The organism is Pelosinus sp. IPA-1 (genome assembly GCF_030269905.1).
GTDB lineage: Bacteria > Bacillota > Negativicutes > DSM-13327 > DSM-13327 > Pelosinus.
This window is the reverse complement of record NZ_BSVC01000002.1, coordinates 565,560-578,151: the sequence shown is the minus strand read 5'-3', so window position 1 is coordinate 578,151 and position 12,592 is coordinate 565,560. Positions and strand designations below refer to the sequence as shown.

General features: G+C 38.0%; 10 protein-coding genes and 1 tRNA gene. 2 read left to right on the top strand and 9 right to left on the bottom strand.

The window, feature by feature from the left end; translation table 11 throughout:
• Positions 1-249: 249 nt before the first annotated feature.
• The 7 genes from QSJ81_RS06445 to QSJ81_RS06415 form a co-directional block, all read right to left on the bottom strand.
• Positions 250-879 carry a DsbA family protein gene (locus QSJ81_RS06445; RefSeq protein WP_285716590.1) on the bottom strand — a complete coding sequence of 210 codons (630 nt, stop codon included), beginning with the start codon at positions 877-879 and terminating at the stop codon, positions 250-252.
• A 60-nt stretch (positions 880-939) separates the two neighbouring features.
• Positions 940-1,572, bottom strand: coding sequence for an NAD(P)-dependent oxidoreductase (locus tag QSJ81_RS06440; protein WP_285716589.1), 633 nt, complete (start codon positions 1,570-1,572; stop codon positions 940-942).
• Between the two features lie 573 nt (positions 1,573-2,145).
• Positions 2,146-2,220: transfer RNA gene (locus tag QSJ81_RS06435), tRNA-Arg, on the bottom strand.
• A gap of 80 nt (positions 2,221-2,300) precedes the next feature.
• A complete protein-coding gene (locus tag QSJ81_RS06430; protein WP_285716588.1) occupies positions 2,301-2,696 on the bottom strand; it encodes a zinc ribbon domain-containing protein in 396 nt (131 codons plus the stop codon).
• Positions 2,697-3,008: 312 nt separating this feature from the next.
• Complete coding sequence (locus QSJ81_RS06425; RefSeq protein WP_285716587.1) at positions 3,009-4,328, bottom strand: MFS transporter; 1,320 nt, start codon at positions 4,326-4,328, stop codon at positions 3,009-3,011.
• 169 nt (positions 4,329-4,497) lie between these two features.
• Positions 4,498-5,280, bottom strand: a complete 783-nt coding sequence (locus QSJ81_RS06420; protein WP_038672242.1) for a FadR/GntR family transcriptional regulator — start codon at positions 5,278-5,280, stop codon at positions 4,498-4,500.
• Between the two features lie 265 nt (positions 5,281-5,545).
• Positions 5,546-7,174 (bottom strand): L-lactate permease, encoded by a 1,629-nt coding sequence (locus QSJ81_RS06415; protein ID WP_285716586.1) that lies wholly within the window; start codon positions 7,172-7,174, stop codon positions 5,546-5,548.
• Positions 7,175-7,531: 357 nt separating this feature from the next.
• Here QSJ81_RS06415 and QSJ81_RS06410 point away from each other — a divergent pair, with 357 nt between their 5' ends.
• Together QSJ81_RS06410 and ldhH are read left to right on the top strand one after the other, a co-directional pair.
• A complete protein-coding gene (locus QSJ81_RS06410) occupies positions 7,532-8,140 on the top strand; it encodes a LutC/YkgG family protein (protein ID WP_285716585.1) in 609 nt (202 codons plus the stop codon).
• Positions 8,141-8,144: 4 nt separating this feature from the next.
• Entirely contained in the window at positions 8,145-10,316 is a 2,172-nt protein-coding gene (gene ldhH, locus QSJ81_RS06405) for an L-lactate dehydrogenase (quinone) large subunit LdhH (RefSeq protein WP_285716584.1), read from the top strand.
• 59 nt (positions 10,317-10,375) lie between these two features.
• Here the strand turns inward: ldhH and QSJ81_RS06400 are convergent, their stop codons facing one another.
• Positions 10,376-10,894: a transcription repressor NadR gene (locus QSJ81_RS06400; protein ID WP_285716583.1), complete on the bottom strand. Its 519-nt coding sequence runs from the start codon at positions 10,892-10,894 to the stop codon at positions 10,376-10,378.
• A 20-nt stretch (positions 10,895-10,914) separates the two neighbouring features.
• A complete protein-coding gene (locus QSJ81_RS06395) occupies positions 10,915-12,519 on the bottom strand; it encodes a sensor histidine kinase (protein ID WP_285716582.1) in 1,605 nt (534 codons plus the stop codon).
• Positions 12,520-12,592 lie beyond the last annotated feature (73 nt).

The following is a 12,592-nucleotide window of genomic DNA, read 5'->3' as shown; positions in this document are numbered from 1 at the left end:
TTTATAAATTTTTAGAAACATTACTAGTTTTTTAGAATGAAGAATGTTATTCCTAATTTTACAATTCACTTGGTGCCCCTTCATCATGATACACCTTGTTAATTTTTATACAAAAATCCTTCTAGCAAGAAATCGCTAGAAGGATTGAATGTCTTTATGGTGCGTCATTGCTCCCAGAAAGGCTACATCAATTTATGTCATTAATATTAGCAGTAGAATATATCCGCCTACCATACTTAGCATTGGTTATCAGATATACCGATCAAGTATTACCTCTAACTCACTCCACTCAACATATCCCTGAGATATTAATTTAGCTTTCCCCTCGATTACAGCTACTACACTAGGATAGGTTGATACTCCTAACTGCTCTGCGAGTGCAAAACAGTCGTTTACGATTTTTGCATGTTGTTCAGAAAAATATTCTTTTTTAAATATTTCCTTAGAAACACCAAAATTCTCAGCAATATTAGCATAAAGTTGCCAATCATTCGTATCCTTTCCATGGATATAAAAAGCATTCTGTATTTCTTTTAAGTATTCGAAAGACTTTTCTTTTTTTACTGTTTGCATAACAACAACGGCTTTTGCACCAGGTAAACTATCTAGAATAGCGACCTTGTTTTGCAGTATATTTTTTTCAAATCCATCACCAAACTTTTTCCCTGTTAATTTTGTGAGTGTTATATTGTGAGTTCTGATAAAGTGACTAAGGCTGTCATTCATTTTTTTTACATTCTCACCAATCCACATTCCAGCCGGCAAAATGGTAATATCCAAATCACTCTTATACTTCTCATGAGCTTGGTTGATTACATCACTAAATCCATAACACCATCCACACATTGTATCCATAACATAATAAATTTGCGGTTTCATTTCATAAGTCTCCTTTTAAATAATGACTGATAATAAAGATGATCTAAAGATCGCCCTTGCTTAGTATGCGATAGTAAACCTTTTACGGATAAAACGAGGCTTTTCTACTTCATCTAACATAGCAATGGCATAATCTTCTGTAGAAATTCTACTTTCCCCCTTTTCATCAACTACAAGCTGATCGGTACCAATTCGAAATACACCTGTACGTTCTCCTGGTTGAAACATGGCCGCAGGACTAAAATAGGTCCAGTCCAAATCTGCCTTACGATAAATTTCAAGGGTTTCAGCCGCAGACAATGCAATTGCTTTCCAAGCCTCAGGAAAATCTGGTGTATTGACAAGTTTGAGACCTGGAGCCACTTCTAGGCTTCCAGCTCCACCTACGATTAACAACCGTTGTACTCCAGCTTGTTTGACAGCATCAATCAATCCTTGGTTTACAGTCTGCATAGTATCTTCGGCTCCATGTGATGGTCCATAAGCACTTATGACCACATCATAACCTGCTATCGCCTTACGAATGCTCTCATCATCTAAAAGATCTCCCACTACTACACGTAACTTTTCATCTTGTTGAGTAACACGGGAAGGATCACGCACAATTGCTACGACTTGATGCCCTCTTGTTAATGCTTCCTTTAAAATACGCTGTCCCACAGTACCACTCGCTCCGATTAATGCAATTTTCATAATTAATTCATTCCTTTTTATTTTATTAAGAGATTGATGCAAATTATTTCAGTTTATTGTAACTGTTTTAGTTACAACCAATCTAAAAAAATAGGTTAATCAGGACCTTTTTTTCAAGTAAGCTAGCAACTAATTGCGCCATTGTTACCTTCATTAGTATTTATTGCATACAGATTTGATATTGCTCTAACGGGTTATTTAGGATTGGTTGTTTTCAGCTTCTTTTACTTACCCAAAAAACTCTACAATAATTACATGATTTGTCTTGGCACTTCCCGCGATCCATTCTGATTATTGTGAGATGTTGGCCTTACTGTTAATTTTCATCTGCATCACCTTTCCGTTGTAACCATTATAATTACAACGGAAAGTATAGTCAAGGGGTCAAATAAAAATTTGATATTTTACACTTCATTGAGAGCTTTATCTCCCTTAAAATCCTTGCAGCCCCCCCATCGTAAAAAGAAGATCCCAAAAACAAAATCACCGTCGGTTTCCAACATGGTAAGAAATAAGCAATTGGTTGCATACAAAAAGCCTTCTAGCAACAGCTAGAAGGCTTAACTCTCTTTATGGTGCGCCCGGCAGGAATCGAACCTACGCACATGGCTTCGGAGGCCAATGCTCTATCCCCTGAGCTACGGGCGCAATTATGGGCTTTAGACCACGAAATTCATTATACCACATTATGAATAACCTGTCTAATCATTTGTCTAATCAGAACCGTGTTATTTCCGATCAACCTGCGCCTGACAGTTAGGACATACCTTCCATTCCCGATTTAGATCTTGTCCACAGGAATGACACTTAGGATGTAATGTATTACTACAGTACGGACATACCTTAAAGTCCTCTTGCACCATTCTGCCGCACATGGGGCAAGGCACCGTCTCCTCTACCACAGTTGCTTCCACATCAATGATATCGGTGCCAGAGTCAGTTCTCTGTTTATCACCAACACTAACTTTACGACCAATCAATAAATATAATGGTACAACTATAATGGGCATTGCCACACTACCTACAGCCCACAGCACCGAGGTGAAAAAAGCTTGGCCTCTCCTTTGTGCATCATTATATACAAAAAAGGCAATTACCAACCCAATTAACATACTAATTCCCATAAAAAAACCACCCTTAAAAAAGTTATATGTAATTATATCACCAAGTTATTTACAGACGCAATAAATAAGAATAATACGAATGCATCCTTTTAGACGAAAAAACATATAACTCTGAATAAGACTTGCTCCATGCCATGTCTTATTACTGTCAGTAACAATATAGTAACTTGCTTATAAATTAAATCAAATGTTTAGATGGCATCGACTGGGATATAGGATTGAGTGGCGTTCGTAGGGAGCAAACGATGCCCTATATCCCATTACTTACAGACCAACAATATAGAGTTGAATTTTTTAATGCAATGTATATCGTTATCCACTGATTTCTTTTAAGGTTCTGCCCTTTGTCTCTTCTCCAAGAAACCATACAACTGCAGCTACCCCTAGCATTACAACAGTGAACATAGTAAAAACCTTGTTAAACCCATTATCACCTGCAATCATATAGCCCACAACTGTTGGTGCTAAAATTCCCCCAATCCGACCTACAGCTGCTGCCCAACCTGAAGCATAAGCACGGACTTTCGTAGGGTATAACTCGGGCGTATAAGTATAAACGACTCCCCAAGCTCCTAGATTAAAAAAGGACATGAAACTTCCCCATAGCACTACTGTCGTTTCGCTCCCTCCCTGTCCAAAAAAATATGCACATACAGCAGAAGCACCTAAAAACCCAGCCAGAGTGGCTTTGCGGCCAATACGATCTACTAAATACGCAGCGGCAAAATATCCAGGTAATTGAGCTAATGTCATTATTAATACATACTCAAAGGTTTTAAGTACCGTATACCCTTGTCCTACCATTAGTGATGGTAGCCAAGTAAAAATTCCATAATAAGAATAAACAATTCCAAACCATAATAACCACAACATAATTGTTCGTTTTAGAAACTGGGGCGTCCATAGGTCTGCAAAAACGGCTGACTTCTTTAAACTTGCTTTTGGGGCAATCATTGTTGGATTGGGCTTTATCCCCGCACTCTCTTCCAAATGACTTACAATATCATGAGCCTCTTGTACACGCCCTTTTTCGAGTAAATAGGGGACGGATTCCGGTACAGACTTCCAAATTTTAAATACATATAATGCTGGTAATGCACCAATAAAGAAAGCACTATTCCAGCCATAGTTAGGGATAATTAAATACGCAATCAATGCGGCAACTAACCACCCGACACCCCAAAAACTTTCTAACAATACAATAAAACGTCCTCTAGCTGAAGGTGGTGCATATTCAGACACTAAGGTCACAGCTACGGGTAACTGCCCCCCTAAGCCAAAGCCTACCAAAAATCGAAATAACAATAAAGATTCGAAACTCCACGCCAAACCACACAAACCTGTAGCAATGCTATAAATCACGAGAGTCGCTGCAAACACATTTTTACGGCCAAAGCGATCTGCTATCGATCCAGATAAAACAGCCCCTAATGCCATTCCTACAAGTCCAATACTACCAATAAAGCCCATTTGCGCTGTTGTCAATCCCCATGCCTTTGCAAGAGTTGGCAATACAAAAGCAATTATGCCTGTATCCATAGCATCGAACATCCAACCCAAGCCCGTAATAATTAATAAGTAATAATGAAATTTGGTCACAGGTACCTTCTCAAGTCGTGTAATAATATCCATAATACCCTCCAATGTAAAAACAACTGTCTTGTCACTGTTCTTTATTATAACGTCTGCCTTAGGTTATGACAATAGTATTATAGGAAAAGATCTGGATTATCCAAATTCCAAGGTTACCACGAGAATCTCTTAATCACTTTTGGCAAAAGAAAAAGCCTCCCAGCTAGTTTCAAGATGGAAAGCCAAAGTCTGTTTTTAAATTGTAATCTCGAGAGAATTCTTCCATTGTACTTAGGGAAGTTACTCCTCCACTTTTAAATTGAACCATTGCCTTCTCTATCATTAGCAAATGTTTGGCCATTCGGTTACTCGCTAATTTGCCTTTCTTCTGAACAATCGCTTGAAATATAGCACAATGAGAATCATATAAAATTTTCGGCATATTTTCCGTCATAAACAGTCTTTGTCTTGAGAAATGAAAAGTACTGCTCATTAAGTCAGATACGGCGCTCATTAATTTGATTAAAATGGGATTATGAGCTGCTTTTAGTATTGCAAAATGAAACTCAGCATCCGCCGAATCACCAATTTCTCCTGCATTTACTTCTTCTACCATTCGATTTAAGGCTTGGCGTATATCCTCTATATCTTCCTCTGTCGCTCGTTCTGCTGCTAAGGCAGCAATTTCAACCTCTAAAATTTTTCGAACTTCTAAGAGTTTCATAACATCATCAATATCTACATGCAATAAAAACGATAGTGGTTCTAACATACCTTCAAAGGATACTTGGCGGACAAAACTTCCTTCACCCGGACGGATGGTTATAATCCCCATTATCTCCAATGCACTAAATGCCTCACGGATTGAAGCCCTACTAACACTAAGTCGCTCTGACAATTCACGTTCGGATAACAGTTTATCGCCGGGCTGTAATTTCCCATCGACAATCAATTGTTTCACTTGTTCAATGACTTCCTCATAGATTTTTTTCGTTTTAACTGGCTTAAACATGTAATCCTCCGTATTCCTGTAGTCATGCAGAGACAAAACTTTATCATCGGTAGCATCATTATTATATACTGTCGTATTTAAAAAGATAGTGGTTAGAGATACATGGCGGGCTGCAATGTGCCGCCCGCCATGTGTCAGATAAGTGCTAGCGACTAGTAATAACTACTTCACTTTTCACTTACAACCATTTTCTTTTAATAATATACTATTTTTCGGAGTAAGTCTATATCCTATATTAGTATATTATCCTAATTCTTAACAATTATTAAGGAATCATCCATTGTAACCAGTATGCTTGCGCATAAGTCATAATACCAACGATAATAGCCAATACAAGAGAATGTTTTACGGTAAAGCTAAACAAATCTCCTTCTTTACCAACAAGCCCAGTAGCTGCTGTAGCTACTGCGATACTTTGTGGAGAAATCATCTTACCACAAACACCGCCTGAGGAGTTTGCTGCTACTGTTAAGATTGGATCAACACCAACCTGTGTTCCTGTTACAGCTTGCAAGTTGCCAAATAATGCATTTGCAGAAGTATCGGAACCTGTTAAGAAAACGCCTAACCATCCTAAGAAAGGAGAGAAGAAGGGGAAGAAAGAACCAGTTCCAGCAAGGAATAGACCAAGAGTGGAACTCATTCCTGAGTAATTCATAATATAAGCTAAACCAAGTACACAAGGAATTGTGATCAAAGGTTTTAATAATTGAGATATTGTCTTTGTTAAAATAGAAATAAATCTTGCTGGGCTAACTCCTAGTACCACTGCTGTAATCATGCTAGCAATAAATAAGGAAGTACCTGCAGCACTTAACCAGTTGATTTTGTAAAGCGCAGCCAATGCTGTTGGTTGTTTAGCGATCGGTGCAACTTGCATAACTACCTTGTCCAAACCTGGTACCAGCCATTTGATTGTTACAGCATCTAAAGCAGCTACTACAGGTTTTAAGCCCCATAAAATAACCATGACAGTCAAAATAATGAACGGTGACCATGCTTTGAATACTTTACCAAACGTTAATGCTTCTCTGTTAGCAACAAGAGTAGGTGCTGGTTCATTTTTAAACCGCCAAATTGTTGCTGGTTTCCAGTATTTTAAGAAAATAGTTAATGAAATGATACAAGCTAAAGAGGATAAAATATCAGGAAGTTCTGGTCCTACATAGTTTGAGGAGAACCATTGTACGCCAGCGAAAGAGATACCTGCTACCAAACAAGCTGGTAATACTTCTTTCATCGCTTTCCAACCTGACATAAGAACGACCAACCAGATAGGAATAATTACGGAAAGGAATGGTAACTGTCTACCAACCATAGCACTGATTTTCATTGTATCAATACCAGTAACCTGACCTGCTACAATAATAGGAATACCGATACCACCAAACGCTACTGGAGCAGTATTGGCAATTAAGCATAATCCAGCTGCATAGAGAGGATTAAAACCAAGGCCTACAAGCATACCAGCGGAGATTGCAACAGGAGTACCAAAACCTGCTGCGCCTTCCAAAAAGGCACCAAACCCAAATGCAATTAATAGAGCTTGCAAACGACGGTCATCTGTAATTGTAGCGATAGAATCTTTTACAATCTCAAATTGTCCAGTCTCTACTGTCATATTATAAATGAAAATAGCAGTAAGAACGATCCAGAAAATAGGGAATATTCCATATAAAGCGCCCATACCTGTCGCTGTAAGAGCAAGGGCTGCAGGCATTTTATATACGAAAATTGCTACAAGCACTGCAGACGTTACGGCAACTGCACCAGCAATTTGACCTGGAGTACGACGAATAGCCAGAAGATAGAAAATTACGATAATTGGAATTGCTGCGAAAAGGGATGATAACGCCAAATTGTTCATAGGATCATAAACTTGAGTCCATGCCATTAATAAACACCTCTTTTTCCTATATTTTCCATCATATTAAACTTTTAGTAGGCTGTCTTCACTGGTCTAATCTTTTCTCACCTCTCTTCGATCAACCAGTATTTAATTTTGAGACAACTGGACTAGTGGTCTGACCACTTTACAAATTTATAATTTCAACACAATCTCGCAAATTCCTGCTACTAAATTTAAAAGATTCAAATAAATATATAATTTTTTGTGTTTTCAATTTATATTTTCTTTTTTTTACTTATTTAAGAAGGATTTTAAATGTCGAACTTAGAATATATTTAGCAGACCACTGGTCAGACCACCAGACCGCGTTTAAAAATTTTTACTAAATAAAGGACGTGAATTATGAAAAAAGTAAGTAATAACTGGAAACAATCCTTCCCAGCCGATCGTTTTGGTACTCAATTTTTTGAAGAATTCTCAACACGTGCACAAAATGTTGCAGCAAAAGTATATCGCGTAAAAACAGGAGCAGAGGCCCAATCGGTTATTGTTGATATTATTAAATCGAGTGAGGCAAAAAAAGTTGTCGCTACCAGTGAGGTGATTTCCCCATCTGCAGGACTACATAATACCTTAAAAGGAATGAATGTTGAACTCTATACAGAGCAAGGAGATATTAGAACCCACGCAGACACATCGGATGTGGGGATTGCCTGTGTCGAATTTGGCATTGCAGAAACAGGTAGCGTCTGCGAAGACAGCTTCTCCATTGAACAACGTCTTGTCACAACTCTTCCCCCTATCTCCATTGTTGTCATGCACAGTGGCAATGTTGTACCTGACATAGCAACAGCCTTTGAAGTGATTTCTAAAGTATTTAACCGCGGCTATATTAGCTTCATTACTGGACCGAGCCGTACATCTGACATCGAAAGAGTTCTGACCATCGGCGTACATGGTCCAAGCCAATTCGTCATTATTGCTATTGATGAAGATACGAGGGAGGTATAATATTATGACAAGCACTAACCGTAACCTAAGACAAGAAATTAATGAGAAATTAATGGATGAAACCTTACGTGGTTCTTTAAACCGATTCGCAGAAGCCTATCCTATCGCTCGGGCCAAAGCTTATGAAAATGTAGATGATTTGGATGCATTACGTAATTCTGTACGAGATATGAAAATAGATACAGTGGAAAGATTGGAAGAAATTGCGGACCAATTTGAAGAACAAGTTACTTTACGCGGTGGTAAAGTCTTCCGTGCCAAAGATGGTGACGCTTTAAAACAGTATCTTTTTGACCTCTGTAAACAAAAAGGTGTTAAACGCATTGCAAAATCAAAATCCATGGCAACGGAAGAAATTCATTTGAATCACTTTCTGGAAGAAGAGGGATTACATGTAAAAGAAACCGACTTGGGTGAATGGATCATTTCCATTGCAGGTCATAAACCTTCCCATATGGTTATGCCCGCTATCCACCTAGATCGTAATCAAGTTGCAAAATATTTCTCTCAGGAACTAAACAAAGATATAGAGCCTGATATTGCTTACATGGTACAAGAAGCCAGAGCTGCCTTGCGCGAAGAATTTCTACTAGCTGATATGGGTATTACAGGCGCTAATTTTGGCATTGCAGAAAATGGTGCTACTGGACTTGTAACGAATGAAGGAAATGCTCGTCTAGTCGCCACGTTGCCACCGATTCAAGTGGTCATTATCGGCTACGAAAAACTCATTCCTACAATTAAAGATGCTGTACCTATTTTGAGAACCTTACCAAGAAATGCGACAGGTCAACTTATGACCAGCTATATGAGTATGATTTCTGGTGCAGCACCTGCTTTAGTAAAAAAAGATGGTCAATGGGTAGAACAAGAAAAAGAACTTCATGTTATTCTCTTTGACAATGGTCGTCTTAAAGCTGCCAAAGATGAAAAGTTAAAGCAGATTTACCAATGTGTTCGCTGTGCATCCTGTCTGAATGTCTGCCCCGTTTACACCTTGGTTGGCGGACATGTTTATGGTCATATTTACGCTGGTGGTATCGGCGCAATTCTAACAGCGTTACTAAACAGCATGGATGATTTTAAACAAATCAATGAAATGTGTATTGGCTGTCGCCGTTGTACCGAAATTTGCCCTGGAAAAATTGATATTCCTGGACTAATTGAATACCTAAGAGCCAAATCGGTAAAAGAAGATGGCCTTCCTTTTGGCGTAAAAGCAGTATTTGAAAATGTTCTTGCAAATCGGAAAGTATTCCACTCTTTATTACGCTTGGCTTCTATTGGGCAAAAACCATTTACAACAGGACGTGTCATCAGACACTTACCATTGTTTTTTGCTGGCTTAGCCGAAAATCGCAGTTTACCAGCTGTAGCCGATACACCTTTCCGCGATCGAGTTAAAAAAGTTACAAAACAAATCAACCAACCTAAAAAACGTGTTGCTTTTTTCAGTGGCTGTAATATTGACTTTATTTTCCCTGAAACAGGTGAATCTGTTTATAAAGTGCTACAAGATCTGAATATGGAAGTTGTTTTCCCTGAAGATCAAAGCTGCTGTGGTAAACCTGTATTAGGTATGGGTGACCACGAAACGGCCAAAAAGATTGCAAAACAAAATATTATAGCCTTTGAAGAAGCCAAAGCAGATTATATTATGTTTGCCTGCCCTACTTGTGCTGAAACTTGGCATGTTACTTATGTAGAATTGTTTAAAGATGATCCTGAGTGGAGCAAAAGAATTGAAAAATTGGCTCACAATGTTAGAGAATTTACTAGCTTCGTTGCTGGAGAATATGAGAAATCGGGTCGCTTGATAAAATCCCAAGGCGGACAGAAAGTAACATATCACGATTCCTGTCACATGAAACGTGGTCTTAATGTTCACACCGAACCTAGAAAACTTCTAGAATCAGCCCCTGGCTATGATTTCGTGGAAATGAAGGATTGTGATAAATGCTGCGGTATGGCCGGTGCTTTCGGTGTTAAATACACAGAACTTTCCATGCCTATCTTAAAGAAAAAAATCGATAATATCCGGGATAGTGGTGCTGAGATAATCGCTGTAGCTTGCCCAGCCTGCATGATGCAAATCCAAGGTGGTCTAGATAAACAAGCCCCTAATATTAAGATTAAACATGTTGCAGAAATTATCGCGGAACAAATTAAAGAATAATATTCACTCCAAATCACAAAGAGGTTGAGAGCAAATGCTCTCAACCTCTTTGTATCTTCTTATGAAGACATTAGAATTCCCTTATTCTTTAATTCCTCTTTTATCTTAGACAACACTTCTTCACTAGGCACTTCAACAGTATGCAAATGCACACCACCTGTGATATTTGCTAGCTGTTCCGCCTTAGAACTTTTTAGTTTGTGCAAAAATTCTCCGATTTCTCTACGTGATCCTATCATTAAGTTGGCTTTTAGCTCTCCATAAAGGGAATGCTCAACAATAACATCAATAACTTTGCCACCATTGTCAACAATAATCGATAGCTCCTCATCTACCTTGTCCTGCTTATGCTTACAGGCCAAGGTAGCCCTAAGGCTCTTGGTACTTTCCACTTGGGGCAATAAATAGCCTTGCGGCGTTGCATAAATTACATTTCCTGCTGCGCGTAAAATAGCAAAGTCGCCAACAATAATCTGACGACTGACCCCTAGCTCTTTCGCCAACCATGTGCCAGTTAGTGGCTCCTTTGCCGCTGTTAGGCGCTCTAACAGCAGTCTTCGTCGTTCTTTTGCATCCACTACTATAATCCCCCTATAGTCTATTCAGCACAAGGTAGTTTTATCGAGAATATTGTGCCCTGACCAAATTCACTCTGCACTTTAATTGAGCCACCATGGCCTTCAATAATATTATAGCATACAGATAGACCTAATCCATTGCCACCTTCCTTTGTTGTATAAAAAGGCGTGCCAATTTTTTTTAATATCTCCTTAGACATACCTATCCCATTATCTTTTACCTCCATCACGATAAAGTCCTCTTTACGTGATAATAGAATCTTAACTTCTCCATTTATCCCTACTGCATCAATTGCATTTTTCACCAAGTTAATCAGTACCTGTTTTAATTGAGCCTCATCACCCAAAATAAAAGACGATCGATTCACTAACGTTCCTTCCATGATACCGATGTATTTATGTGATAATAGGTTCATCTTATTAAAAAAGGCTAATGTTATGTTTTTTATTACAGCCTGATTCTCCATCAATAATACAACATCATGAATCATTTGCTCAATGTTGACTTTTACAAATTGAGGCGTTTTTAATGGACGAGTCAATTGCTGAAACTCATTAGTCAGTTTATCTATCCGATCAATCTCAGTTAATATGATTTTTATATGTTCTTGGTTTGGTACTCTTTCACTCTCACGGTTCATTAACTGAATAAAACCTTTAATAGATGTTAGAGGGTTACGAATTTCATGAGCCAAACTTGCCGCCAATTGATTGACACTCATTAAACGCTCCATACGAAACCTGCGTATATTTTCTTCAAAAAGCTTCTTATGTAGAAAATTTCTATACAATAAACCTGCACATAGCGTCATTAAACATAAAATTATTAGTTCTGGAAGAGACTCTTTAAATACGGTTCTATATATTTCACTAATAGGCGTAACCAAAACAACCCGCCACTTAGTGTTATCAACGGGCATATATAAATATATTTTATCTTGATTATAGACAGGCTCAGCTTTTTCACTGTCAGAAATTTGATCAAATTCCTCATTAGGAGGCATTAATTCACTTAAAAGCCCTGAAGCATAAACTTTTCCATTATTACCATCTTTTATAAATATAGTCTGATTAGAAGATAATCCATGATCCCCGATAAAGCCGCCTATTTCGGTCAGTAATATTTCACTTGATATTACCCCTTGAACATATCCCTTTTCATTATACACAGGTACACTTAAATTAATATAGGGTTGATAAGATGTGCAATGAATTACATCGGTAATTATCCTTTTACCTGATAATACAGTATTAAATTTCTCCATGTCATAGTTCGGATTTGGACAAGTCTCACGTACTTGCGATAAGATCCTACCTTGCCTATCGAATACTCTAATATTAGAAAAATTAACTATCTCCCGAGAATCGATTAACTCATTATGCACCTTTTCAGGATTAAGACTTCTTATTTCAGGATCTGCAGCCAAAAATTGTAATGCCAATAACTGTGCATTTAAATTTAATTCTAAATGCTTACTCACCATACCAAGAGTTTCACGCTGCTTCGCAACAACTACTTGATATTGGCTTTTTGCACAATAAAAGGTTACGGTACTTAACAAAAGTAAAATAAATAAAACCATAAATAAGCGCATCCAGCGACTTGTTTTATGTAATCCTGCCAAATATACCCCCCCTTTATTCTCCATAATTCGCCAAAAACAGCATATTTCCTGCTATTACTCTTTATGCTTACAC